Here is a 26151-nt window from a genome sequence, read left to right as displayed (position 1 = left end):
TGCAGGCTGCGATCTTGGTTTTTCAAGATCAAAAAACGCAGCCTGCACGGTCGATTTCAGTGTTCTTCGCCCTCGGCAAGCAGGGCAATCCCGCCCATGATCACCGCCACGCCGACCCAGTGCAGCAGGCTGATCTGCTCGCCCAGCCCCAGCCACGATCCCAGCAGCACGCCGACAAACACCAGCGAACTCAGGGGAAACGCCAGTGACAGGCTGCTGCGGCGCAGAATCAGCATCCAGACAAAAAACGCGCCGATGTAGCAGGCAATCGCCACCCACACGCCGGGCGTCATGACGATGCCTTGCAGCCATTGCAGGCTGAAGTCCATCTGCCCCAACTGATCGCCGCCGACCTTGCTCGCGATCTGTCCGCCACTTTCCAGAATGATCAACAGCGCCCACAGCACGATGGTGCCCAGGCGCCCGTGGAGCCAATGCATTGCGTCGTTCCTTTGCAGTTCCAGGCGCGCTTCAGACATGGCCGGCACACACGAGCATCACGCCCGCCGTAATCACCAGCGTACCCAGCCAGCGGCGCCGGCTGACGGTTTCACCGAGCACCACTTTGCCCGTCAGTACCACGCCGCAATAAGCCAGCGCGGCCGCCGGAAACAGCAGGCTCAGCGGCGCCCGCGACAGGGCTCCGAGCCAGACGAAGAACTCGATCGCATAAGCCCCGATCCCGGCCCACAGCAGCGGCGCGTTGAACACCTGGCCCCAGAACACCTGCAGGCGAAAACCACCCTCCAGCGCCGGCAGGCGGTCCAGGCCCAGTTTGAAACAGAGCTGGCCGATCACATCCAGAACAATCGACAAGGCCACCAGCACAATCACGGTAAACGTCATGGAAACAACTCCTCGAACAGCTCGATCAAGGCTTGATTGGTCGCCGAATTGCGCAGGATATCGGCGTCGCTCCAGCGCTCGGCCGGGGGCTGGTCGGTCTTCGCTTCCCAGCGTTTGAGCAGGTTACTGAAGGCCGGGCGTGCGTATTCGCCGCAGATGTCGATGCCGAGGACCCGCTTGCTCGCCGCCAGAGCGCGCAGGGCCTGGAGCATGTGGCTCAGGCGCATGCCGCCCTGATCCCAGTTGGTGGCGGCGTCTTCGCTGGCAAGCACGTCCTTGTCGATGGTGATCCACACTGCCTCGGTCGGCAGACTGGCGATCATCTTGTCGAGGAACTGGCGCCAGTCGAGTTCCGACAAGTTGTGCCAGTGCAGCATGTTTTCCTGTTGTGCATGCCCGGCGCCGTCGCCGACCCGTCCCCAGACTCTGGAGGGCGCGTGCTGCCACGGAAACAGCTGCAGCACCCCGCGTCTGAGGGCCGCGAGATTGCCGCCCTTCAACTGCGGGTTTTGCAGGTCATCGCTGCACGGGCCGAGCGTGACGATGCGGTGGATGTTCGGCAGTTTCAGCGCCTGATTGACCCACGAGCCGCAGTGCCGACGCGGCGCGAAACGCACCCAGTCGGGGTGATTGTCGAAGTGGATCAGGCTGACCGGCTCGGGCAGGTCGGTGAGAAACGCCGGGGTCAGGTGGTGATAATCACCGGAACCGACGAAGAAGATTTCCGGCGCCGGGCCGCTGTGGCGCGGCCGTTGCTGCAAGCGTTCGGCGAAGCGCCGCCAGGTGCGTTCGCTGGACCAGAGCCGGAGTTTCGGGCCGAGGTCGAGCAGGTCCAGGCGTCTGGCGCGGCCACTGTCGAGCAGTCGCGCAATCGGTGCCTGGGCCGTCAGGCTGTGGTCGAGATCTAAAATGTTCAAGGTTGCTATTCACCCTTGGCAGACCCTGCCAGACACCGGCCTCATCCATCATGAGCACCAGCCGGGCGGGGCTTTGGGGGTAAATGCAAGGGGCGGGCCAGCGTTTGGCTCAGGCGTGCAGGCGCACCCAGACTGTGACCAGCACCGTCGCCGCGATCAGCCACGCCACAACCGCCACCGCGAGCGACGCTTCCAGGCGCATGCGGTCAACCATCACGTACAGCGTCGCCAGATAAATGAAGTACGGAATGATCGACCACATGCCGAACACGATGGTCGCCTTCAGATCGTCGATTGAACGGCCTTTGCCGACGATGTAGTGGGCGATCAGGGCAAAGGTCGGAAACAGCGGTACCAGCCCGGCGATGTAGTAGTTTCTGGTTTTCGACAGGGCGGCGAGGATCACCACCACTGCCGCACCGAGCGCTGCTTTGAGAATCAGATCCATCAGTGGCTCAACCCGTACTTTTTCACTTTGTCGAACAGCGTGGTCTTGGCCATGCCCAGTTCCAGGCTGGCCTGGGTCAGGTTGCCGCCGCTGCGTTGCAAGGCATCGCTGAGCAGGTTGCGCTCGAACGCTTCCACCGCTTCGGCAAACGCCAGGCCCTGGCCCGCGCTGCCGGCGCCGGACTTCTTGAACGCCGGCAGGCCGAGGGCGAAGCGTTCGGCGACGTTGCGCAGCTCCCGCACGTTGCCCGGCCAGTCGTGGCTCATCAGGTTCGACAGGGTCTGGTTGTCCAGCTCCGGCAGGGCGCGGTCAAAGCGCAGCGCCGATTGCTGGGTGAAGTGTTCGAACAGTTGCAGGATGTCTTCGCGACGCTCGCGCAGGGGCGGCAATTCAAGGGTCACGACGTTGAGGCGGTAGTACAGGTCGCTACGGAATTCGCCAGCCTTGCTCGCTTCATCGAGGTCGGACTTGGTCGCGGCAATCACCCGGCAATCCACCGCCACGCTCTGGTTTGAACCGAGGCGTTCGAGGGTGCGTTCCTGCAAGACGCGCAGCAGTTTGATCTGCAACGGCAGCGGCATGCTTTCCACTTCGTCGAGGAACAGCGTGCCGCCGTCGGCGTGTTCGATCTTGCCGATGCGCCGTTTGCCGGCGCCGGTAAAGGCGTTGGCCTCGTGGCCGAATATCTCGCTTTCGAAGAGGTTCTCCGGCAGGCCGCCGCAGTTCAGTGCGACGAACTGCTTGCTGTGGCGGCGGCTGAAGTCGTGCAGGCAGCGGGCGACCAGTTCCTTGCCGGTACCGGTTTCGCCTTCGATCAAGACGTTGGCCGATGTGTCGGCGACGTTGGCGATCAGTTCGCGCAGGTTCTGCATCGCCGGCGAGCGGCCGATGATCCGGCCTTCGAGCGAATCGCGTTCGGCCAGTTGCCGACGCAGCGACGACACTTCCCGCGCCAGGCTGCGTTGCTCCAGGGCGCGCCGCGCCACATCGACCAGGCGCTCCGGCGAGAACGGCTTCTCCATGAAGTCATAGGCGCCTTTCTGCATCGCACCGACCGCCATGGAGATGTCGCCGTGACCGGTGATCAGCACCACTGGCAGGCTGCGATCACGTTGTTTCAGGCGGGTCAGCAACTCCAGGCCGTCGATACCCGGCAAGCGGATATCGCTGATGACGATGCCGGCAAAATTGTCGCCGACCTGCTCCAGTGCTTCTTCGGCGCTGCCCACACCAATGCAGGGAATGTCTTCGAGGGTCAGCGCCTGTTGGCAACCGAGCAGGACATGGGGGTCGTCTTCGACGATCAGCACACTAAGGTCGTGGTTCATATTGGCTCGGCAGGAGTAGGGCTTACCAACGGTAAACTGAGGACGAAGGTGGTGCCACCGCTGGCCGGGTGTTCGACACCCAGATGCCCGCCGGTGGCGGCCGCGAGGCTGGCGGACAGGGTCAGGCCGAGGCCCAGGCCTTGTTCACCGGGTTTGGTGGTGAAGAACGGTTCGAACAGATGCTTGCGTGCTTCGGCGTCGATGCCATGACCGTTGTCGCGCACGCGCAGGCGATATTTACCGTTGAACTCTTCACCTTCCAGCCACAGCTGCGGCAGCGGTTGCGCCTGCATGGCATCGAGGGCGTTGCCGATCAGATTGACCAGAATCTGTTCGAGGCGAGTCTGGTCGATCAGCAATTGCACGTCGGCGAATTGCCGGTGCAGCACCAGCGCCGAGTGTTCCACCCGCGCGCCGAGCAATTGCAACGCCGCCTCCACCGCTTTGCCGAGGCTGGCCTGACCGTGGCTGTCGCCGCGACGGGCGAACGAGCGCAGGCTTGCGGTGATGCGGCCCATGCGGTCGATCAGGTCGTTGATGGTCTTGAGGTTGGTGCTGGCGACATCGAGCTGACCGCGCTCGAGAAACCGTACGGTATTGCCCGAGAGGGTGCGCATCGCCGCCAGCGGCTGATTCAGTTCGTGGGCGATGCTGGTGGACATCTGGCCGATGGCCGCAAGTTTGCCTGCCTGCACCAGTTCATCCTGGGCACGGCGCAAGGTTTCTTCTGCCTGACGGCGTTCGCGGATCTGGCTCTTGAGGCGCTCGTTGCTGGCGCGCAGGTCCGAGGTGCGTTCGGTAATCCGACGCTCCAGCTGATTGTTGGCTTCCTGCAAGGCTTCGCGGGCGGCGAGCCGGGTGGCGATGACTTTGCGCCGCTCGTTCCAGGCGATCAGCAGGAACGCCACCAAGGCAAAGGCGACCGCGACCAGAATGCCTTGGTTGATCGCTTCGCGACGCAAATCCTGCAAAGGCGTGAGCAAGGTGAAATTCCAGGGCGTGTCACTCAGCGGGCGGGTCTGCGCCAGATAGCTGATGTCATCCTCGCCAGACGGCACTTCGCTGTTGGCGGGGAAGGTGAGTTTTTCCACGCCTTCGGACAGGGTTTCGCGAGCCAAAGGTTGCAGTTCGTTGAGCGGGTACCAGTAGTACTGCAGGCTTCGGGCAAGTTTTTCCTTGGTGTCTTCACTCAAGGGAATGACAGCTTTCAGACGTCGGGCCGGATCACTGGAAAGAATGATGATGCCGTTTTCATCGCTGACGAAGGCTTCCAGACGCGCGCGCTGCCAACGTTCTTCCATGGCTTCCAGCCGCACTTTGACCACGGCGACGCCGATGATCTTGCCATGCTCTTCGAGACCGTGAGCGAGGTAATAACCGGGCTCGCCATTGGTGCTGCCGATGCCGTAGAAGCGGCCAGGTTCGCCGCGTACGGCTTTCTGGAAATAGGCGCGGAAGGACAGGTCTTCACCCAGATAGCTGTCGACATCGCGCCAGTTGCTGGTGGCCATCACGCGGCCGGTGGTGTCCATGACGTAGATGGCCCGACTGCGGCTGCGCCGGTTCAGACCTTCAAGGTAAGCATTGACCGTTTGCCGGTGTTCCGGGGTCGGGTCGGCCAGCAGTTGCGGGACACTGGTTTCCAGTTCCAGCAGGCTGGGCAGGTATGTGTATTTGCTGATCTCGCTTTCGACTGCGCGGGCGTGCAGTTCCAGCTGACGCTGGCCGTTCTCGCCAAGGCTGCGGATGCCGAAATGTTCGCTGGTCCAGAAGCCGGCAAAACCCAATCCGATCATCAGGGCGATGATCAGCGGCGGCAGGAACAAATGACGGATCAGGCGAGGTTTCACGGCAAGTGATGGCGGCGCGGCGCGATAGAGAGTGGGGTCGCATTTCATCACAGATGCCTTGGGTCAACCAGCATGGCTAACAGCATGCTGGTTTGTTCGAGCGCGGAACCTGTGGCGAGGGGATTTATCCCCGATCGGCTGCGAAGCAGTCGTCAAACCGGCAGATGCGGTTTGATTTTGAAATGCTGGGGGTCGCTTCGCGGCCCATCGGGGATAAATCCCCTCGCCACAAAGCTCCCTCGCCACAGAGTTCGGTGTGTCGCTTTTAGTGCTGCAGGATTTTCTCGAGGAAATGCTGCGCGCGTTCGGAGCGGGCGCTGATGTCGCCGAAGAACTCTTCTTTCGGGCAGTCTTCGATGATCTTGCCGGCATCCATGAAAATCACCCGGTCGGCGACTTTACGGGCGAAGCCCATTTCGTGGGTCACGCACATCATGGTCATGCCTTCCTGGGCCAGTTGCACCATCACGTCGAGTACTTCGTTGACCATTTCCGGGTCGAGCGCCGAGGTCGGTTCGTCGAACAGCATGACGATCGGGTCCATCGCCAGCGCACGGGCAATCGCCACGCGCTGTTGCTGACCGCCGGACAGTTGCCCCGGATGCTTGTGGGCGTGGGCCGACAGACCGACGCGCTCGAGCAGTTGCAGACCTTTCTTGGTCGCCTCTTCCTTGCTGCGGCCCAACACCTTGATCTGCGCGATGGTCAGGTTTTCGGTGATGGTCAGGTGCGGGAACAGTTCGAAATGCTGGAACACCATGCCCACGCGTGAGCGCAGTTTTGGCAGGTTGGTCTTCGGGTCGGCAATCGAGGTGCCGTCGACGACGATGTCGCCTTTCTGGAACGGCTCCAGGGCGTTGACGCATTTGATCAGGGTCGATTTGCCGGAACCCGACGGGCCGCAGACCACGATCACTTCGCCTTTTTTGACCTCGGTGCTGCAATCAGTCAGCACCTGGAAGTCGCCATACCACTTGTTGATGTTTTTGATAGAGATCATACGGCGAACCTTTTTTGCAGACGCTTGACCAGCAGCGAGGCGGAAAAGCTGATGATGAAGTAGACGACACCGGCGAAGATCAGGAACTCGTTGGAACGACCGATGATGTCGCCGCTGGAGCGGGCGGAGTTGAGGAAGTCCACCAGGCCCACGGTGTACACCAGCGAGGTGTCCTGGAACAGGATGATCGACTGTTGCAGCAGCAACGGGGTCATCTTGCGGAACGCCTGGGGCAGGATGATCAGACGCATGGTCTGGCCATAGGTCATGCCCATCGCCTGGGCGGCGGCCATCTGGCCTTTGGGGATCGACTGCACGCCGGCCCGGACGATTTCGCAGAAGTACGCGGCTTCGAACATCATGAAGGCCACGACGCAGGAGGTGAACGCGCCGATCGGCGTGTCTTCACCGGTGATCCAGCGCAGCACGAACGGCACCGCCAGGTAGAACCAGGTGATCACCAGCAGCAGCGGGATCGAACGGAAGTAGTTCACATAAGCGCCGGCCACGCGCGACAGCAGTTTGCTGGACGACAGGCGCATCAGGGCGAGGATGGTCCCCAGCACGATGCCGCCGACCACGCCCATGACCATCAACTGCAAGGTCATGACCATGCCGTTCCACAGGCCCGGGATCGCGGGGATGATGCCGCTGAAATCGAAGTCCATTATTTACCCCCCACGGAGATCAGGCCAGGCACCGCGACTTTCTTCTCGACCATGCGCATCAGCAACATCAGGCTCATGTTCAGGGTGAAGTAGATCAGCGTGGCCAGGGTGAAGGCTTCAAACAGGTTGGCCGAGAATTCGGCGGTCTGTTTGGTTTGCGCCAGCAATTCCATCAGGCCGATCAAGGACGCCACGGAGGAGTTCTTGAACACGTTGAGGAATTCCGAGGTGAGCGGCGGAATGATGATCCGGTAGGCCTGGGGCAGCAGCACGTTCCAGTAGATCTGCGGCAGCTTGAAACCCATGGCGCGGGCGGCGGATTCCTGGCCGCGTGGCAGCGCCTGGATGCCGGTACGCACTTGCTCGCAGACACGGGCTGCAGTGAACAGGCCCAGGCACACGACAACGCTCAGGTAGGCCGAGGTGGTCGGGTTCAAGTCCTGTTTGTACCAGTCCTGCAGGTTCTGCGGCAGCAGGTCAGGTACCAGGAAGTACCAGATGAACAGCTGAACCAGCAGCGGCACGTTGCGAAACAGTTCGACGTAGCAGGTCGCGATGCCCGATACGATGCGGTTCGGCACCGTGCGCATGACCCCCAGAATGGAGCCCAGCAGCAAGGCGATGATCCATGCCACGATGGCGATGGCAATGGTCCAGCCCAAACCGGTGACGTACCAGTCGAGATACGTCTCGCTGCCAACGCCGGTGGACTTGAAGAACACGCCCCAGTCCCAGTTGTAATTCATTAGGGTCTCCCCTCGAGATCGATCGATGTACAAGCACCCGCTTGGGGAAGGTCCTTTCCCGTCCGACGGTGAACGTCGGACACACGCGATCGGCTCGGAAACCGCCAGGTCGAGTGTTCCACAGTAAAGCCAGCAGGTAGTAACAGACGCCTGAGGGAAGGTGGCTCCCTCAGGCGATAAGGTTAGTCAGGTATCAGATTTTTACGTCAGGCGCCGGCTTGTCGCTCGGGTTGGCGATCAGATCTTTTACCTTGTCGCTCATCGGGAAGTTCAGGTTCAGGCCTTTTGGCGGGATCGGGCTTTCAAACCACTTGCTGTAGATCTTGTTGATCTCGCCGGATTTGTACAGGCCAACGATGGCGGCATCGACAGCCTTCTTGAAGGCCGGGTCGTCTTTACGAACCATGCACGCGTAGGCTTCGAAGGACTGTGGCGTACCGGTGATGATCCAGTCGGCCGGCTTCTTGGCCTTGGCTTCTTCGCCGGCCAGCAGGGCATCGTCCATCATGAAGGCTACGGCGCGGCCGCTTTCCAGCATGTTGAAGGACTCGCCGTGGTCTTTGGCGGAGATGATGTTCATGCCCATCTGCTTGTCGGCGTTCATCGCTTTGATGATGCGCTCGGACGTGGTGCCGGCGGTGGTCACGACGTTTTTGCCTTTCAGGTCGGCAAAGTCAGCGTAGGACGGCTTGCCATCCTTGTCTTTCTTGACCAGCAGACGGGTGCCGATTTCGAAGATGTTGACGGTGAAGTCGACTTGCTGGGCGCGTTCGGCGTTGTTGGTGGTGGAGCCGCACTCGATATCCGCGGTGCCGTTCTGGATCAGCGGGATACGGGTTTGCGAGGTCACCAGGTTGTACTTGACCTGCAGGTCTGGCTTGTTCAGGTCTTTTTTCAGGGCTTCAACGATGGCCACTTGAATGTCGTGGGAGTAGCCCACGGGTTTGCCGGAAGCGTCCGCGATGTAGGAAAACGGAATGGAGCTGTCACGGTGAGCGAGCGTGATGGTGCCCGAATCGTTGATTTTCTTCAGGGTGCCGGTGAGTTCGGCGGCGAAAACTGGTGTGCTGATCAGAGCGGCAGCAATGGCTGCGCCCAGGATATGGGGAACGATGCGCATCAAATTTTCCTCGAATTGTTTTTTTTATGGAGCCAGTTCGTCGGCCCTTTTGTGCTTCGAATGCCTGACGGCTCCTGAAGTGTTGGCACTGCAGGCATTCGTCGAGAGAGTGTAGAGCATGAGTCGTGCCAGACCAGTCGTCGATGGTTAACTGGTTGTTTTATAACGTTATTAAACTTTTGTGGCGGTGTTTTTCAGCGTATCTGATCCGGTTTACCGAATCGACCGCAAAGTCGCGTTCGGAAAACCGAACGCTTTGCCTCAGCGCCAGACCGGGAGCCAGCCAAACACGAACAACAGGTGCGAGACCGCGCAGAGGGCCCCGAACAACAGCACCAGGCCAATCATCGGTGTACCGCCCCACACCCGATAGCGCGGGCTGCCGAAGCGTTTGCGCGAAGCCCGCGCCAACAGGGCAGGGGTGATCACCGCCCATAACGTCGCCGCCAGCCCGGCGAAACCGATGGCATGGATAAAACCTTCCGGCCAGAGCACTCCGCAGAGCATTGGCGGAGCAAAGGTCACGGTGGCGGTCTTGAAGCGCCCGGCGGGGCTGTCGTCGAAGCCGAGGACATCGGCCAGGTAATCGAACAACCCCAGGGTCACCCCGAGAAACGAACAGGCCACGGCGAAGTTGGAGAAAAACGTCAGCAACAGGTCGATGTTGGCGCTGTTGAGCCGCGAACCCAAGGCGCCAATCAATACATCAATGTTGCCGCCGCGCTGGGCGATGTCCTTGAACGCGTCCCGGGGAATATTGCCCATGCTGCACAACATCCACACCAGATACAGACCGAGTGCGAGCAAGGTGCCGCTGACCAGACAGGCGCGGATCCGCTGTGGGTCCTTGCCGTAATGCTTCATCAGGCTGGGCACGTTGCCGTGAAAGCCGAACGAGGTCAGGCAGAAGGGCAGGGTCACTAGCAAGTAGGGCCAATAGTGGTTGTCGCCGTGGTCGAGGTTGAGCAGCGTGGCGCTTTGCACATGCCCGAGCAAACCACCGAACGTCAGGAAGAACGCGAGGATTTTGGCGCCGAACACCAGCGTGGTCATCCGGCTCACCGCCGTGGTACTGAGCCAGACGATAAACGCCACCAGCAGGGTGAACCCCAGGCCGCCGGCCCGTGACGACAGCGTCCAGCCCAGCGATTGCGCGGTGTGATGAATCACCGAACCGCTGGCGGAAATATAGGCGTAGGTCAGGGTGTAGAGCACAAACACGATGCTCAAGCCGTTCAAACGGCTCCAGCCACGCCCGAGCAGATCGCGGGTGATGGTGGAAAAGCTCGCGCCTTCGCGGTAGTTGAGATTGGCCTCGAGGATCATCAGGCCCGAGTGCAAGGTGCAGAACCAGGCCAGCAACAGCACGGCGACCGAGCCGTAGAACCACAGCCCGGACATGACCACCGGCAAGGAGAACATGCCCGCACCGACGATGGTGCCGCCAATGATCATGGCGCCGCCGATGATCGACGGCGAGCGTTCGACAGCAGGAACGGAAGAGATTGAGGTGACGCGCATGGCAAGGCCCGCAATTTGAATTGTTATATGGCAGTGGTTGACACGGTTGCTGTGGGAGCGGGCTTGCCCGCGATGGCGCTCGGTCTGTCAACAGTGATGTTGAAGCCGCTGGCCTCTTCGCGGGCAAGCCCGCTCCCACAGGGTTCTGTGCAGGATGGTTATTCAGCGGATGTCGAGCAGGTACGTCAGATGCCGCACATTCGCCAACAAAAAGCTGTCCTGCCCCGGCAACGCATCGAACGACAACCCCACCGGCAACCCGCCCGCAGCCGCGACCGGAATGCTGATGCTCGGTGCCGCCAGGTTGCTCGCCGGATCGGTATTGCGCACGAAGGCTTCGAAGTTGCTTTCGTCCGAGCAATCGCTGAGCAGCGGCGCGCTGCACGTGACGGTCGGGTAAGCGATCAGATCCAGTCGGTGATTGCCCAGCAGCGCACGGTATTCCTGCTCCAGACGCAGTTTGCTCATCAACGCCTGCACGTAATCGGTGTAGGAAATCGCCGGACTTTCCAGTTGGGCGTTGAGGATTTTCTTGATCGCCGGATCGCGGATCTGCGCAAGGATATCGAGGAACTGCGCACCACGTCCTTGCCCCATCAGGAACCGCGGGAAGTCGATGAAAAACTCGTAGATCGGCAACGGAAACTGGATGCTTTCGTTGATCTCGCCGATCACGGCGTCGTCGACCGGCACGATGATCGCCCCGCGATCGGCCAGGGTGTCGATCGCCGCACGGCAATCGCGCTGCACATTGTCGGCGAGGTCGGCCCAGAGAAAGCGCTCGGGGATGCCGATGCGCAAGGGTCGGTCTGCGGCCTGTTGCGCGCTGCCGGTCAGGTGCCCGTGAACGAACTGGCAGTCTTCCACGGTGCGGGTCAGCAGGCCCGGAGTGTCCTTGGTCTGCGACACCGGAACGATGCCATCGGCGGGGTAGAGGCCCGTGGTCGGACGCATGCCGACGATGCCGCAGAACGCCGCCGGAATCCGTACCGAACCGCCGGTGTCCGTGCCGACTGCGCACGGTACCAGGCCGGCGGCGACGGCGGCGGCACAACCGCCGCTGCTGCCGCCGGCACTGTGCCGTTGATTGGCCGGGTTGAGCACGGCGCCATAGGTGTGATTGGCCGACGTCACGCCGAACGACAGTTCGTGCATGTTGTTCTTGCCCACCACCCGCGCGCCGAGGTGTTTGAAGCGCTGGACAATACCGGCGTCCGCCTGCGGTACATAGTCGGCCAGGCCGGGTGTGCCGGCGGTGGTCGGCATGCCGCTGACGTTGATGTTGTCTTTGAACGACACGGGCAAACCGTACAGCGCGCTGTCGCGTGCGATACCGTCGGCCTTGAGCGCTGCCGGGTCGTACGTGATGAAACTGTTGAGGTGCTGCACCTGGGCATGACGCTCGCGCAGGGCCTGCTGCCAGGTGTCCGGGCAGTGCTGGCCGCTGCGAAATCCGTTGACGAGCTGTTCAATGGAAAGCTGGCTGTACATGGAAAATTCTCGGGTTGAAAGGGCCGGGATCAGCAGTAGCGGTACTGCGAGTGCAAGTCGTCGAGCGGGTTACCGGCAATCAGGTCGCCGCCCAGACTGCTGATCACCGCACAGGCGCCGTTGAGTGCGGTTTGAATCGCGCCTTCGGCCCAGCCACCGGTGAACGAGGCGCCGCAACCGGCCAGGTACAGGCCGGTGTCCTGGTTCGGATCGAGCGCAGTGCGGAACTGATAGAACAGGCGCTCGGAGTAAATGTCGTCGCCAGGGAAATTCAGTTTGAAGGCGCCCAGCGCGTGTTTGTCGGTCAGCCAGTCGTATTCCAGAACGTAGCGCTGGTAGTCGCCGTCCAGCGGCAGCAGGTGGCTGGCAAACTCCGGCGCGCTCATCGCCAGTTCGTCGACCAGACGCAGGCAGCGCTGCACCTTGTCGGTCATCGACACCATCTTGTGCGAGTCGTCTTCCCAGGTGTAACTGATCAGCACCACGCCCCACGAGTCTGGATCGTGCGGCGCGTAGTCGAGGCAATAGACGCCCTTGACCAGGGTGTCGGTCTGGATGTTTTGCGCCAGGCCGTGTTTGAGCCAGAACTTGTCCTTGGTCAGGATGAACAGTTTGGACGAGCCGACCATGTGGGTTTCGTTGATCGCCCGCGCCACGTCGCGATTGACGAAGGCCTGGTTCTGCGTGAGCTTGAGGTTCACTTGCAGGGCACGGGTCGTGGTGGTGGTGATCACCCGGTCGCAGGCGTAGGTTTCGCCGTTGCTGCCGGCCAGCAGGATTTCGCCGTTGGCGCCCTTGTTGATCGACTCGATGCGCGTGCGGCAGATCATGTCGCGCAGCTCAATGCCATTGAACGCGGTGTCGGCAATCCGCTCGGCCAGCGAGGAAATGCCGTTGGGCACCAGCCGCTGATTGACCTCCAGGGCATTGACCACCAGCCGCAGGATCTCGGTGAACGAGGCGCGGTACACCGACTGGAAACCGCCGGAGCCAATCCCCAGCGAACCGAACAGGTGGAAGTCCTCGGGCTTGCGCCATGCCTTGCCACCCGGAGGGTTGTTGCCGGTGAAGATGCGCACCATCGCCGAGTAAAACGAGCTGTCGCCGAAGCAGTCCAGGTAGCGTTGCCACTCGGGCTGCACTTCGCAGTAGTTGTGCTGTTTGAGCAGTTCGGTCAGCAGCAGTGGCGGTGCCAGGCACGTGCCGTCATCGAGGGTCACGCCTTCGCGAAGAAACGCCACCCAGCCCTGGTGCACGGTGCTGAACAGCGCCGGCGGTGGCTGCATCGCCGCCCAGTGATGGGCCTCGCCACGGTAGTGGATTTCGGTGTCGACGACGCCCGGGTCGGGAAACGCTTCGGTGGTCTGGATACCGAAACGATTGAGGTAATGAAACAACCCGACTTCACTGGGCGGAAAGCGCATCGCGCCCATTTCGGCGATGAATTGTGGCTGTTCTTCGTCAAAGCACTGGGTCAGCAAGCGCCCGCCGACGTGTTCCGGCTCGGCTTCGAACAGGGTGACGCGGCGCGCACCGGCGCGCAGCAATTCGTAGGCCGCGACCAGCCCGCTGAGGCCGGCACCGACGATGCCGATGTGCTTCTCGGCGGATTCGGCCGGCAGGTAGCCGATCGCTTCATCGGCATTGCGCAGGAACTGGCCATAGTCATAGAGCAGATCGACGTAGGGAAAAGACAGGCACGCGGACGCCTGGTTGGAGCCGTTGGGAATAGGGTTCACAGGGGGAATTCTCGGTCGATCAGATAATGAGTTGCAGGCTTTCAAGGGCGCGTGCGGGGTTGAGCAAGAGAATCTTCTTGCCATGGATTTTCCACGTGCCGTCGATATTGATCAGTCGGTGCTCGACGGTGACCGGGTAGTGCCATTCACTGTCGCTGCGGGCCTCGCAATAGAGCATGTTGGAACTGGCGAAGGCGCTGAACGAGGCCTCGTCAACCGTGATCCGCGGACGCTGCGCGATGTGCAGGCAGCGGCTCTTGGGCTGCTGGGAAAAGTTGCGCGCATTGGCCAGCCGGTTGATGCGCAGCGTGGTCAGGAAGCGGTCCTCATACACCAGCGAGGACTCGTGCAACGGGCTGCGCTGTTCGCGGGTCATCGGAATCCAGTAGGTGTAATCGTCGCTGAGCAGTTGTTGCCAGGCGTCGAAATCCTGTTGGTCGAGCAAGTGCAGTTCGGTGTCGATCAGTTGCTCGATGGCGTGCTGATTAGATTGATCGTGTTGCATGGTCATCCCGCATCAAGTGCTGCCAGCTGTTATAGAAATTGCGCATCGCCACTTCGCTGGTGCCGGACACCACCTGGGTCTGCGCATAGGCTTCGTGCGGGGTGAACAGCCGGGCGACGTTGACCCATTCGTTGGCGTCGCTGCCCAGCCCTTCCATTGCCCGCTCGTACATTTCCACGTCATCGTGGGCAACCATCGAACACGGTGAGTTGATCAGGTTGTTGTACTGCACGGTTCTTTCCAGCAACTGCACCGGGGCGCCTTGCAGCTCGAAGATCCACGACTCGACGATGGTTTCCCGGGCACTGACCGGTTTGATCACGCGCAGCGTCTGGATCGGCCCCTTGACCATCAGGTTGGGGAAATACACGGTGTTGTGGCGGGTGTCGTCGAGGATCGCCCGGGCCTGGTCTTCGCCGTAGCTTTCCACCATCAGTTCCCAGTACCCCGGGATGTCGGTGTAGGCCTTGTGGATCGAGTTGCTGACCCCGGTGTGCCCGTGGCCGTTGGGCCAGACCCGAATGCCCATACCGGCGAAAAACTCGTAGGACGCCATGAACGGCGAGAACAGTTCGACCGCCATCGGCGGCTTGCCCTGGTCGCCGGTGTCTTTCCACAAGCGAATCGCTTCGCCGGCCGAGGACTCGTGGGCGATCATCGGGTGGCAGGTGTCGGTCTGGTTGTCGACGACCATCTTCCAGTTGCAGCGATGGCGGTGCAGCAACGGCTGGCCGATGACCTTCAACTGGCCCTGGGGCGAGCGCATGACCATGTTGTCCAGGGTCGACAGCGACTCACCGAAGAACTCGTCGAAGCCGACGCCTTCTTCCGTCAGGCGCACGAACACGAAGCCGCGATAGTTGCGCACCGCCGTCACCGCCCGCATGCCTTTGTGCGCCGAACAACTGCTCAGGTCGCAGTCGTCGTATTCCTTTTTCACCGGGATGCTCAGCAATTCGCCGTCGGTCTTGAACGTCCAGGCGTGGTACGGGCAACGCATGAAGCGCCCGACATTGCCGCGTGCTTCGGCCAGCACCTTCACGCCTTTGTGCGGGCAGCGATTGTGCAGGACTTTGATCTCACCACTCTTCTGTCGAATCATCGCCAGCGGCTGTTGGGCCAGGGTGGTGGTGAAGTAGTCACCGGTCTCGGGGATCAGGCTGTCGTGGCCCAGGTAACACCAGCTCGCGGCGAAAACCCGCTGCTGTTCCTGTTCGAATAGAGACTGATCAAGGAACAGAGATTTATGCACTTCTCTGCCATTGAAATAGTTGTCCAACGGGGTGTCCTCTTCAGATCGCCAGCTTCAGGCGGGGGCTTTTCGCGCGAGACACGCAGGGATAGATCCGCGCACTGCAGGCCGCTTCCTGTTCGCTCATGATGAAGTCGCGGTGATCGACTTCGCCTTCCAGTACATCCAGTGCACAGACGCCGCATTCGCCGCGACGGCAGTCGTAAAGCGGATCGAGCCCGGCAGCTTCCAGGGCTTCGAGCAACGACTGCTGCGGGCCGACCTCGACGCTGACGCCGGAGTCCGCCGCGTCGATGACGCAACCTTGCGCGGCGCTGTCGCGGGCGACGTTGAACACCTCCAGATGGATCTGGTCGCGGGCCAGACCCGCACGTTCGGCATGGCTGAGCACCTCGCCGAGCATTGCCGCCGGGCCGCAGACATACAGACGGTCGTCGGCGCGCAGGTCGGCGAGCACGTCAGCGATCGCCGGACGATGGCCCGACAGGTGCAGTTGCATGCGTTCCTGAAGGTGTTCTTGCAGGTGGCTGGCGTAGACCGCGTCGTCAACGCTCTTGGCGAAGTAATGCAGGTGCGCTGGACGCTGCAGCGCAGCCAGGTGACGCAGGATGCCGGTCAACGGCGTGATGCCGATGCCGCCGGCAATCGCGATGTCGCGACCGCTGGTGACGCTCAGCGGGTAGTTGAAGGTGTTTAACGGGCCTTCCAGTTCCACGCTGTCATCGACGGCCAGGGCGCGGATGTACTGGCTGCTGACGGAGTCCGGCGAGAGGCGGATGGCGAAGGTGAACCGGCCGTCCCCGGCCTCGTCCAGATGCACGGTCGAGTAATGCCGAGGATCATTCAGCCCCGGGATCAGCCATTTGAAATGCGCACCGGCGTGGCTCATCGCGATCAGCGAAGCCGGGCCGCTGACGGTGACTTCCTTGATTGACGCCGAGAGCATCCGGCAATGTGTGACGGTGAACTTCATGCAGGCGTTTCCTGGCTCAGCGGTGTTTCGTGCAGGTACAGCCACTGAACGTCGTGGTGCTGGACCCGCAGGATCGCCACCGAAATGCGCGAGGTTTCGCGCTGGTTCAGGCGATGGGTTTCCTTGTAGCGCAGCGCCACGGTCGCGCCTTCGTGCCAGACCGTGTGCAGATCGCTGATCAGGATTTCCAGACCTTTGCGGGCACCGACCGCGCCGGTGAACAGTTGCTCGACCTGCGCGCGGCCGACGATGGCGGCCGCGGTGGTGACCATGCTGAAGTGCTCGGCGAACACCGCCATCAGCGGCGCGACGGTGGCGGCTCCGGTGCCGTCGGCATCGGTGAAGACGCGGTGAATCAGGTCATGCACGTGGTGAATACTGTGTTGCGCTCGTTCAACCAGGTTGTTGTTCATGGCATTCCTTTGGAGGGTTCAATTGACTCATCTGAAACAGCGGGAACAGTCCGACCAGCGCCGCAATCGCGAACGTCGCGTGGTAGGCCGCCGTGGTATCGAACTGCTTGAGCAGCACATTGAAGATCATCAGAAACAGCGCGGCACCGAGGCTGAAGGACATCTGTCGGTTGATGTTCCAGATCACGCTGGCCTTGTGCGTGTCGCCGCCGGCAAAGTCCATCAGCGAGGTGGTCTGCGCGGTGTTGGCGCCGATGCCGCCGCCGATGCCCATCAGGCTGTAGGCGATCACGATCACCCACAGGTCCGTCGGCGCATTGACCAGCATCAGCGTGGCGATGCCGGCGCTGTGCAACAGCATGCCGAGGGTGAACAGGCGTTTGGCGCCGACCCGGTTGTAGACCCGACCGCAAATCGTCATCGCGATGAAGGCGCCGATGGCGTAGAGGATCATGAACATCCCCGTCAGCCGGGCGCTGAAGTGCAGGGTGTTCTGCAGAAAGAAAATGCTCATCAGATTGACCCCGGTGAACACGCCGGGAATCGCGTAATAGATGAAGATCGAGGTGCTGAGCTTTTTGCTTTTGAGCAGATTCAGTTCGATGATCGCGTTGTTGCAGCGCCGGTAGTGCAGCAGGTACAGAGCGATGAACAGCAGGCCCGCCGCCACGCAGATCAGCGCGGCCATTGCCGGGTAATCGCCGCCATACAGCGACATGCCCATCAATAGACTGGCAAGCGCGGCGCTGACCAGCAACAACCCTCGGATGTCCGGACGCGGCAGGCTGGCGGGCTTGGCTTCCTTGATCCAGAACCACGACAGCCCGGCGGCGATCAGCGAGAACGGGATGTTGCTGTAGAACACCCAGCGCCACGAACTGCTGTCGACGATGATGCCGCCGACCGTCGGCGAAATGGCCGGTGCAATCAGCGCGACGGCCATCACCAGCGTGGAAATCTTCGCCCGTTGCTCACCCTGGAACAGGTTGAAGGTCAGCGCCTGGCCCACCGGAATCAGCAGACCACCACCGATGCCCTGGAGGAAACGCCAGATCACCAGTTCATGGAAACTGTCGGCCATCCCGCACATCCACACTGCACCGCTGAAGACCAGCATCGACAGCGTGAGAATTTCGCGGCTGCCAAAGCGCCCCGCCAGCCAGGTGCTCACCGGAATAATCAGGGTCAGGCCGAGAATATAAGCATTGGCGACCCACGCCACCGACGAAGTACTGACTTGCAAAGTTGCCGATATACTCGGCAATGCCACAGCCGACATAAAGATGTTTATACAGTCAATAAAAAAGCCGATCAGAAAGATCAGCGAGATCTTATAGCGATAGTTCATGTTGTATCCCCTTTGCCGCGCAGCATAGGGGCGATGGACTTGAAGTGTCGATACGACTATGCTTAAAACAATGTTTGACGGGATTTAACAGTGAGCCATAGCGCGATGCACTCTCATCTTAATCGGGTCCAGACGTTTCTTGCGGTGGTGGATTTTGGTTCTTACACCAAAGCCGCGAATTACCTGAGTATCAGCAAAGCCATGGCCAGCCTGCATGTCAAGGCGCTGGAAGAAGTCTTGTCGGCCACGCTATTGATCCGCAATACCCGCAATATATCGCTGACCGAAATAGGGCAGGAGTTTTATGAGGAGTTCAAGGGTATTGTCGCGGATATTGATAATGCCTTTGATAATGTCCTGAAAGGTAATAACCGGGTCTCCGGAAAGTTGCGGATAAGTTCAACCAGCGAGTACGGTGAAAAATATATCCTGCCGTTGATTCCGCTGTTCTCCGAGCGTTATCCGGAAATTCGCCTGTGCTATAACTTCAACTCTTCGTTGAACGATCTGGTCGCGGAAAAGCTCGATCTGGTGATTCGCCTGGGCAACTTGGCGGACTCCGCGTTCAAAAGCCGCAAGCTCGCGGATTATGAAATCGTGCTGGTGGCCACTGAGGCATTTCTCGCCCGCCATCCGGTAAACGAACCGCAGGACCTGAATAACGTGTCGTGGATTGCCAACAGCAATTTGCAGGCGCCGACCCAATGGACGTTGCGCGATAGCCAGGGGCAGGGGGTCGAGGTCAGCGGCACCAGCCACTTCGAATCGAACTCCTCGACGGCGATTCGTTCGATGACCCTGTCGTCACTCGGCGTTTCAGTGCTGCCGGCCTGGGTGGTCGCCGACGACATTGCCAGCGGGCGTTTGCGGCGCTTGCTGCCTTCGTATTCGCTGCCGTCGCAATCGATCAACGTGGTGTTCCCCAACAGCCCGCATCTGCCGCACAAGTCGCGGGCGTTCATTGATTTTCTGCTGTTGCATCTGGCCCAGTGACTCAGTGATGCATGGTGGCGAGGGGATAAATCCCCACGCCACGGCTCTGCAGATGTGAAAAAGCCCCTGAATCTCACGATTAAGGGGCTTGTCATGCAAGCGATGTCTTGGGAATCAGGCCGCTTCGATCTTGCGATTCAGCTCGACCTTGCCCAGATACGCCGCCAGTTTTTCCTGTTCGGCCGGGGTGGTGAACAGCCCCAGCTTGCTGCGACGCCACAGGATGTCATGGGCCGTGGTCGCCCACTCTTCGCTGCACAGATAATCGACTTCACGGGTGTAGAGCCCGCCGCCCAGGTGTTCGCCCATGTCGGCGAGGCTGTCCACGCCTTCAAGCATGCGCCAGGTGCGGCTGCCGTAGGTGGTGGACCAGCGGCGGGCGATCTCGGTCGGAACGAAGTCGAACTTGTCGCGAATCTGCGCGCACAAGGCCTGCGGGGTGCTCATGTCTTCGCCGCCGGGCAGGGTCGCCGTGGCGGTCCAGCTCGGGCGCATCTGGGTGAAGAACGGCAGCAGTTGCGCCATCGCCGATTCAGCCAGTTTGCGGTAAGTGGTCAGCTTGCCGCCGAACACCGACAGCAGCGGCGCCTCTTCGCCGCCACCGGACAACGCCAGGGTGTAATCGCGGGTCACGGCCGACGGGTTGTCGGATTCGTCGTTGCACAGCGGACGGACGCCCGAGTAGCTGTGCTGGATGTCGTCGCGGCTGAGCTGCTTTTTGAAGTGGGCGTTGACCACTTGCAGCAGGTAGTCGGTTTCACCGTCGGTGATCGCCACTTTCGCCGGGTCGCCGGTGTATTCGCGGTCGGTGGTGCCGATCAGGGTGAAGTGGTTCAGGTACGGAATGGTGAAGACGATGCGCTGATCTTCGTTTTGCAGAATGTGCGCGTGCTCACCTTCGTACAGTTTCGGCACGATGATGTGGCTGCCCTGAATCAGACGGATGCCGTACGGCGATTCCATTTTCAGGTCGTCACGGATGAACTTGGCAACCCACGGACCGGCCGCGTTCACCAGCGCTTTGGCGGTGATCGAAAACAGGCTGCCGTCGGCACGTTCCAGGTTCAGGTGCCACAGGCCCTTGGCGCGACGGGCGCTGACGCAACGAGTCTGGGTATGAACGTGGGCGCCTTTTTCCCGCGCGGCCATCGCATTGAGTACGACGAGGCGGGCGTCATCGACCCAGCAGTCGGAGTATTCGAAGCCTTTTTTGATTTCGCTTTTCAGCGCACTGTCGGCGCCGAACTTCAGGCTTTTCGAGCCTGGCAGTTTTTCGCGCTTGCCGAGGTTGTCATACAGGAACAGGCCCGCGCGAATCATCCACGCCGGACGCAGGTGCGGACGGTGCGGCAGTACAAAGCGCATCGGCTTGACGATGTGCGGCGCCTTGGCCAGCAGCACTTCGCGCTCGGCCAGTGCTTCACGCACCAGACGGAATTCGTAATGTTCGAGGTAACGCAAGCCACCGTGGATCAGCTTGCTGCTGGCCGACGAGGTGTGGCTGGCGAGGTCGTCCTTTTCGCAAAGGAACACCGAGAGACCGCGACCGGCGGCATCCGCTGCGATCCCCACGCCATTGATCCCGCCGCCGATCACGGCAATGTCGTAGATCTCGGAGAGAGGGGGCGTACGCAAGGTAGATGTGGACATCGGCTGGCCTCGGGCTCTTTTGATTTTCTGTTTGGAAATCGAACATTAATGTTCATTTGCGAAAATGGTAGCCGATAAACACGCGCACAGCCAGTCGACTTCGATTGAAAAAACTCATCGAAGGGCGGTTAAAAGAAAATTTTCGAACATTAACAGGCGGAGAAAAACCGTTGTGGCGAGGGGATTTATCCCCGAAGGACTGCGAAGCAGTCCCAGAACCATGCAATGAGGTTCGACTTTGACAGGGTGAGGGGGGCCGCTTCGCAGCCCAACGGGGATAAATCCCCTCACCACAGGGGAATGCTGAGGGGGGTTAAACCACTTCCAGACGAATCTTGTGCTGACTCAACAACTGCGCCAGAGCCGGCACCGGCTGCTGATCAGTGACCAGGCAATCGATCAGGCTGATCGGCCCGAGACGAATCATCGCGTTGCGTCCGAACTTGCTCGAGTCCGCCGCGAGAATCACCTGCCGTGCATTGGCGATGATCGCCTGGGAAACTCGCACTTCCTGATAGTCGAAGTCGAGCAGGCTGCCGTCTTCGTCGATCCCGCTGATGCCGACCAGGGCGAAATCGACCTTGAACTGATTGATGAAATCGACGCTCGCCTGACCCACCACACCGCCGTCACGGCGCACGTTGCCGCCGGTCAGCAGCACATCAAAATCATCCTTGGCACTGAGCATCGACGCTACGTGCAGATTGTTGGTGATGATTTTCAGATGGTTGTGATTGAGCAGGGCACGGGCAATCGACTCGGTCGTTGTGCCGATATTGATGAACAGCGAGGCGTGATCGGGAATCTGTGCGGCGATGGCTTCACCGATGCGTTGTTTTTCATCGCGCATCTGATCGGCGCGCATCGCGTAAGCGGTGTTTTCGACGCTGGAATCATAGGCCGCGCCGCCATGGTAGCGACGCAACAGATTGGCTTCCGCGAGCTGATTGATGTCGCGGCGGATGGTTTGCGGGGTAACAACGAACAGCGTGGCCATTTCCTCGATGCTCACATAGCCGCGTTCGCGGACCAGCTCGAGGATTTGCTGCTGACGGGGAGGCAGATTCATGGGGCTTCCTTTGGGCTGCCGTGCAAAATTTGCCCATGATGCCGCAGGAATCTCCTCCCGACCAGTTACATACAGATACGAGTACTCAGGTTGGCTTATTCAGCGTCCTCACGCGCCCAGTCACGGGTACGGCTGACGGCTTTTTTCCAGCCTTTGTAGAGTTTCTCTTTCTCGACTTCGTCCAGGCTTGGTTCGAACTCGCGCTCGATCACCGCTTTGCCACGCAGTTCGTCCAGGCTGCCCCAGAAACCGCACGCCAGACCGGCCAGATACGCGGCGCCGAGTGCCGTGGTTTCGCGCATTTGCGGGCGCTCGACCTGGGTGCCGAGGATGTCGGCCTGGAACTGCATGAGGAAGTTGTTCGCCACCGCGCCGCCGTCCACACGCAGGGCCTTGAGGCGTTCGCCGGAGTCCTGTTGCATGGCGTCAAGCACGTCGCGGGTCTGGTAGGCGATCGACTCCAGCGCGGCGCGGATGATGTGATCCACACGTACGCCACGGGTCAGGCCGAACAATGCGCCACGGGCATACGGGTCCCAGTACGGCGCGCCCAGACCGGTAAAGGCCGGCACCAGGTACACGCCGTTGCTGTCCTTGACCTTGTTGGCGAAGTATTCGGTGTCGTGGGCGTCGTTGATGATCTTCAGTTCATCGCGCAGCCACTGCACGGTCGAACCGCCGTTGAACACCGCGCCTTCCAGTGCGTAAGCAACTTCGCCACGCGGGCCGCAAGCGATGGTGGTGAGCATGCCGTGCTGGGATTTCACCGCTTTGTCGCCGGTGTTCATCAGCAGGAAGCAACCGGTGCCGTAGGTGTTTTTCGCCTGGCCCGGTTCTACGCACATCTGGCCGAACAGTGCCGCTTGCTGGTCACCGGCGATACCGCCGATGGCGATGCCGCTCTTGGTGCGACCGTAGATTTCCGAAGACGCCTTCACTTCCGGAAGCATCTCGCGCGGGATGTCGAGAATCTCCAGCATCTTCGAATCCCACTCCAGCGAGTGAATGTTGAAGAGCATGGTGCGCGAGGCGTTGGTGTAGTCGGTGACGTGTACCTTGCCGCCAGTGAATTTCCAGATCAGCCAGCTATCGACGGTGCCGAACAGCAGTTCGCCGTTGCGCGCACGCTCGCGGCTGCCTTCGACGTTGTCGAGGATCCACTTCAATTTGGTGCCGGAGAAGTACGGGTCGGTGACCAGGCCAGTGTTGTCACGGATGTAGTCTTCGTGACCGTCGCGTTTGAGCTGCTGGCAGATCTCGGTGCTGCGGCGGCATTGCCAGACGATGGCGTTGTACACCGGGCGGCCGGTGGTCTTGTCCCAGACCACGGTGGTTTCACGCTGGTTGGTGATGCCGATGGCGGCGACCTGGTCGTGATGCAGACCGGCCTGGGCCAGCGCTTCAACCATCACCGCACTCTGGGTGGCGAAGATTTCCATCGGGTCGTGTTCGACCCAGCCGGCTTGCGGGTAATGCTGGGCAAATTCGCGCTGCGCGGTGCAGACCACGTTCGCGTCGCGGTCGAAAATGATCGCGCGGGAGCTGGTCGTACCCTGATCGAGGGCAATGATGTAGTTCTTATTCTGAATGTCGGTCATGTCGATTGCCTTGGACGAAATAAGGGAGAGTGGGCCGGGGCGCGGGCTCTAAATGGGCAGGAACCCGCGCCGACTGTTTCAAGAAGTTCTTGGTTTGCCGTCAATGGCCGGTTCTGCATCCTTTGTAGCAGGTGTGGCGCCGGTCAGGTGACGGGCAATGAGCCCGCGGTACCCGGCAGCGCCGAGGCAGGCACCGACAATCGGTGCAAAAATCGGAATCAGGAAGTACGGAATATCGCGGCCGCCCGTGAAGGAAATTTCACCCCAGCCAGCGAAGAAAGTCATCAGTTTAGGACCGAAGTCACGGGCCGGGTTCATCGCGAAGCCGGTCAGCGGGCCCATCGAGCTGCCGATCACCGCGATCAGCAAACCGATCAGCAGCGGCGCCAGCGGGCCTTTCGGCAGGCCGTTGTTGTCATCAGTCAGGGACATGATCACGCCCATCAGGATCGCGGTGATGATCACCTCGACCAGAAATGCCTGGGCGGTGGACAGCACAGGATTAGGGAAAGTCGAGAATACCGAAGCCAGCTCCAGGCTCGCCGCCGAGCCGCGAACCATGTGGTGGGTTTGTTCGTAATCGAAAAACAGGTTGCTGTACAGCGTGTAGACCAGCAGCGCGCCGCAGAAGGCGCCGGCAATTTGCGCGAGGATATAGAACGGCAGTTTGCGCTTTTCGAAGTCAGCGAAAATGCTCAGGGCGATGCTCACGGCGGGGTTCAGGTGCGCGCCGGAAACGCCGGCGGTCAAGTAGATCGCCATGCTCACGCCGACGCCCCAGATGATGCTGATTTCCCACAGACCGAAGCTGGCACCTGCGACTTTGAGCGCGGCGACACAACCGGTGCCGAAAAAGATCAGCAGTGCAGTCCCCAGAAACTCGGCCATGCATTGGCTTGAAAGCGATGGTTGCTGTAAAGCAGTTGTCATTGAAAACCTCGTTTTTTGTTGTTGTCTGGCGCGTTTGCCGTCAGGGCAGAGCGCGATTTTCCCCGGGGCAGGATCCCCATCCTGTTCCCGGTTTACTGCTGGATGCTGCGGAGATGATAATTCTTACATTATTCAGATTCGAAAAAATATAGACAAGAAACAAACCTGTCAAAGGTCGAAAGTGAACCGTCGGTCACAATTAAACTATTGGCCGTGTGAATGATCCTTCGCCGACATCTCTCAACCCGCCCCCAGAAAAGCTGGAGGCCACGGGAAACGTGGCTTGGAATAGAGCCTTTTGTGAGCCGATCGCCTAGAATCCGGCGCAGGATTTTTCTCTGTCTGCCAAGCCTGGAGCTGCCATGACCCCTGCGTTGGACTTGTTGAAAAAAGTTCGTGCCGAACATCGCGTGCACAGTTACGAACATGACCCGAAGGCCGCGTCCTATGGGCTGGAGGCCGCGGAAAAACTGGCGCTGGCGCCGGCGCAGGTGTTCAAGACGCTGCTGGCGGCCAGTGAAAAGGGGGAATTGCTGGTGGCGGTGGTGCCGGTCGTCGGAAGCCTCGACCTCAAGGGCCTGGCCCACGCTGCCGGGGTAAAAAAAGTCGAGATGGCTGACCCGGCTGCCGCACAGCGTTCCACCGGTTATCTGTTGGGCGGTATCAGTCCGCTGGGGCAGAAGAAACGCCTGCGCACCTTTATCGATAACTCGGCTCAAGGCTTTTCGACTATCTATGTCAGCGCCGGCCGGCGTGGGTTGGAAGTCGAACTGGCACCTGCCGTTCTCGCTGAGCACACCCGGGCCACCTTCGCCGATATCGGCCGCGCCTAGTCTTGACCGCTGTATGAAGAAAATTCGCCGGTTCTGTGACTGGCGCTGATCCGGCCGGGACTGCATGCTCTGCCGACGAACTTCAGGGAGTAGGTTATGCAGCTCGAGTTTCATCAGGTCGACGCATTCAGCGATCGGCCATTCAGTGGCAACCCGGCCATGGTTTATCGGCTCGATACCTGGCTGGCGGACGAGTTGATGCAAAAAATCGCCGCGGAGCACAACCTGGCGGAAACGGCATTCGTTGTGCGCGAAGGCGCTGCGTGGCACATCCGCTGGTTTACCCCGACCACCGAAGTACCCTTGTGCGGGCATGCGACGCTGGCCAGCGCTTATGTGTTGTTCGAGATCTACCAGGAAAACGCCGAACGTCTGGACTTCATCTGCAAGTCCGGACCGTTGAGTGTGACCCGCGAAGGCGATCGCCTGTGGCTGGATTTCCCCTCCATCGTGCCGTCAGAGATTGGCGTGACACTGGATGTCGAACGCGCGCTGGGCGTCGAGGCGGTGGACGTGCTCGGTTCCAACGAGCTGTTCGTGGTGCTGGAGTCGGAGCAAGCGGTGCTCGACTGCACACCGGACATGGTTGCACTGGCCAAACTGCCGTGGCTCGGCGCGATCGTCACCGCGCGGGGCAATCAGCATGATTTCGTCTCGCGCTACTTCGCCCCGGCGATCGGCATCAATGAAGACCCGGTGACCGGTTCGACCCATTGCAGCCTGATTCCCTACTGGTCTGCACGTCTGGGCAAGTCGAGCCTGACCGCGTGCCAGCGCTCGGCGCGGGGCGGGGAACTGTTCTGTCGGCTGGAAGGGGAGCGGGTGAAGATTGGCGGCAATGCGACGCTCGTTGCGAGCGGCACCTTGATGCTGGGCTAACCCAAAACAACTGTAGGAGTGAGCCTGCTCGCGA

Annotated in this window: 25 protein-coding genes; 3 read left to right on the top strand and 22 right to left on the bottom strand. The window is 60.7% G+C overall.

The window, feature by feature from the left end; translation table 11 throughout:
* Positions 1–56: 56 nt before the first annotated feature.
* The 18 genes from HV782_RS23290 to HV782_RS23205 form a co-directional block, all read right to left on the bottom strand.
* Positions 57–440 (bottom strand): DMT family transporter, encoded by a 384-nt coding sequence (locus tag HV782_RS23290; RefSeq protein WP_128614624.1) that lies wholly within the window; start codon positions 438–440, stop codon positions 57–59.
* Between the two features lie 31 nt (positions 441–471).
* Entirely contained in the window at positions 472–846 is a 375-nt protein-coding gene (locus HV782_RS23285) for a DMT family transporter (RefSeq protein WP_186748549.1), read from the bottom strand.
* Entirely contained in the window at positions 843–1763 is a 921-nt protein-coding gene (locus HV782_RS23280; RefSeq protein ID WP_128614623.1) for an arginase family protein, read from the bottom strand. The genes HV782_RS23285 and HV782_RS23280 overlap by 4 nt, the downstream gene beginning before the upstream one ends.
* A 109-nt stretch (positions 1764–1872) precedes the next feature.
* Positions 1873–2202 (bottom strand): GlpM family protein, encoded by a 330-nt coding sequence (locus HV782_RS23275; protein WP_185015804.1) that lies wholly within the window; start codon positions 2200–2202, stop codon positions 1873–1875.
* An 8-nt stretch (positions 2203–2210) separates the two neighbouring features.
* Complete coding sequence (gene aauR, locus HV782_RS23270; RefSeq protein ID WP_123466194.1) at positions 2211–3539, bottom strand: two-component response regulator AauR; 1329 nt, start codon at positions 3537–3539, stop codon at positions 2211–2213.
* The gene (aauS, locus tag HV782_RS23265) at positions 3536–5437 is read right to left on the bottom strand and encodes a two-component sensor histidine kinase AauS (protein WP_123466196.1); all 1902 of its coding nucleotides are present in this window, start codon (positions 5435–5437) and stop codon (positions 3536–3538) included. Before aauS ends, aauR begins: the two co-directional genes overlap by 4 nt.
* A gap of 217 nt (positions 5438–5654) precedes the next feature.
* Positions 5655–6389, bottom strand: a complete 735-nt coding sequence (locus HV782_RS23260) for an amino acid ABC transporter ATP-binding protein (RefSeq protein WP_042560754.1) — start codon at positions 6387–6389, stop codon at positions 5655–5657.
* The gene (locus tag HV782_RS23255; RefSeq protein WP_003227756.1) at positions 6386–7057 is read right to left on the bottom strand and encodes an amino acid ABC transporter permease; all 672 of its coding nucleotides are present in this window, start codon (positions 7055–7057) and stop codon (positions 6386–6388) included. The genes HV782_RS23260 and HV782_RS23255 overlap by 4 nt, the downstream gene beginning before the upstream one ends.
* The gene (locus tag HV782_RS23250) at positions 7057–7803 is read right to left on the bottom strand and encodes an amino acid ABC transporter permease (protein ID WP_016986630.1); all 747 of its coding nucleotides are present in this window, start codon (positions 7801–7803) and stop codon (positions 7057–7059) included. Before HV782_RS23250 ends, HV782_RS23255 begins: the two co-directional genes overlap by 1 nt.
* A gap of 193 nt (positions 7804–7996) precedes the next feature.
* Entirely contained in the window at positions 7997–8923 is a 927-nt protein-coding gene (locus HV782_RS23245) for a glutamate/aspartate ABC transporter substrate-binding protein (RefSeq protein ID WP_122606850.1), read from the bottom strand.
* Between the two features lie 261 nt (positions 8924–9184).
* Positions 9185–10444, bottom strand: a complete 1260-nt coding sequence (mtr, locus tag HV782_RS23240) for a tryptophan permease (RefSeq protein ID WP_123466200.1) — start codon at positions 10442–10444, stop codon at positions 9185–9187.
* Positions 10445–10606: 162 nt separating this feature from the next.
* Entirely contained in the window at positions 10607–11935 is a 1329-nt protein-coding gene (locus tag HV782_RS23235) for an amidase family protein (RefSeq protein WP_186746700.1), read from the bottom strand.
* A 29-nt stretch (positions 11936–11964) separates the two neighbouring features.
* Entirely contained in the window at positions 11965–13674 is a 1710-nt protein-coding gene (locus HV782_RS23230) for an NAD(P)/FAD-dependent oxidoreductase (RefSeq protein WP_186746702.1), read from the bottom strand.
* A gap of 19 nt (positions 13675–13693) precedes the next feature.
* Positions 13694–14179, bottom strand: coding sequence for an aromatic-ring-hydroxylating dioxygenase subunit beta (locus tag HV782_RS23225; RefSeq protein WP_123466355.1), 486 nt, complete (start codon positions 14177–14179; stop codon positions 13694–13696).
* Positions 14160–15458 carry a Rieske 2Fe-2S domain-containing protein gene (locus HV782_RS23220; protein WP_186746712.1) on the bottom strand — a complete coding sequence of 433 codons (1299 nt, stop codon included), beginning with the start codon at positions 15456–15458 and terminating at the stop codon, positions 14160–14162. Before HV782_RS23220 ends, HV782_RS23225 begins: the two co-directional genes overlap by 20 nt.
* Before the next feature lie 13 nt (positions 15459–15471).
* Positions 15472–16404, bottom strand: coding sequence for a flavin reductase family protein (locus HV782_RS23215; RefSeq protein ID WP_123466208.1), 933 nt, complete (start codon positions 16402–16404; stop codon positions 15472–15474).
* The gene (locus tag HV782_RS23210; protein ID WP_123466210.1) at positions 16401–16817 is read right to left on the bottom strand and encodes a DUF4440 domain-containing protein; all 417 of its coding nucleotides are present in this window, start codon (positions 16815–16817) and stop codon (positions 16401–16403) included. The genes HV782_RS23215 and HV782_RS23210 overlap by 4 nt, the downstream gene beginning before the upstream one ends.
* Positions 16798–18165, bottom strand: coding sequence for an MFS transporter (locus HV782_RS23205; RefSeq protein ID WP_186746714.1), 1368 nt, complete (start codon positions 18163–18165; stop codon positions 16798–16800). Before HV782_RS23205 ends, HV782_RS23210 begins: the two co-directional genes overlap by 20 nt.
* 105 nt (positions 18166–18270) lie before the next feature.
* On the opposite strand from HV782_RS23205, the gene HV782_RS23200 reads away from it, so the two are divergent.
* Positions 18271–19158: a LysR family transcriptional regulator gene (locus HV782_RS23200; protein WP_123466214.1), complete on the top strand. Its 888-nt coding sequence runs from the start codon at positions 18271–18273 to the stop codon at positions 19156–19158.
* Positions 19159–19272: 114 nt separating this feature from the next.
* On the opposite strand, the gene glpD is transcribed toward HV782_RS23200, so the two are convergent.
* The 4 genes from glpD to HV782_RS23180 form a co-directional block, all read right to left on the bottom strand.
* On the bottom strand, positions 19273–20808 hold the full coding sequence (gene glpD / locus HV782_RS23195) for a glycerol-3-phosphate dehydrogenase (protein ID WP_186746716.1): 1536 nt from the start codon (positions 20806–20808) through the stop codon (positions 19273–19275).
* Between the two features lie 313 nt (positions 20809–21121).
* Positions 21122–21877 (bottom strand): DeoR/GlpR family transcriptional regulator, encoded by a 756-nt coding sequence (locus HV782_RS23190; RefSeq protein WP_007916700.1) that lies wholly within the window; start codon positions 21875–21877, stop codon positions 21122–21124.
* A gap of 95 nt (positions 21878–21972) precedes the next feature.
* On the bottom strand, positions 21973–23475 hold the full coding sequence (gene glpK, locus HV782_RS23185; RefSeq protein ID WP_016986644.1) for a glycerol kinase GlpK: 1503 nt from the start codon (positions 23473–23475) through the stop codon (positions 21973–21975).
* A gap of 78 nt (positions 23476–23553) precedes the next feature.
* The gene (locus tag HV782_RS23180; protein ID WP_128616320.1) at positions 23554–24405 is read right to left on the bottom strand and encodes an MIP/aquaporin family protein; all 852 of its coding nucleotides are present in this window, start codon (positions 24403–24405) and stop codon (positions 23554–23556) included.
* Between the two features lie 362 nt (positions 24406–24767).
* On the opposite strand from HV782_RS23180, the gene ybaK reads away from it, so the two are divergent.
* Both ybaK and HV782_RS23170 read left to right on the top strand, forming a co-directional pair.
* Complete coding sequence (ybaK, locus tag HV782_RS23175) at positions 24768–25238, top strand: Cys-tRNA(Pro) deacylase (RefSeq protein WP_186746726.1); 471 nt, start codon at positions 24768–24770, stop codon at positions 25236–25238.
* Between the two features lie 96 nt (positions 25239–25334).
* On the top strand, positions 25335–26117 hold the full coding sequence (locus HV782_RS23170) for a PhzF family phenazine biosynthesis protein (protein WP_123466224.1): 783 nt from the start codon (positions 25335–25337) through the stop codon (positions 26115–26117).
* Positions 26118–26151 lie beyond the last annotated feature (34 nt).

The organism is Pseudomonas monsensis (assembly GCF_014268495.2).
Classification (GTDB): domain Bacteria; phylum Pseudomonadota; class Gammaproteobacteria; order Pseudomonadales; family Pseudomonadaceae; genus Aquipseudomonas; species Aquipseudomonas monsensis.
The sequence above is the reverse complement of the archived record's forward strand: the minus strand, read 5'-3'. Positions and strand labels throughout refer to the sequence as shown.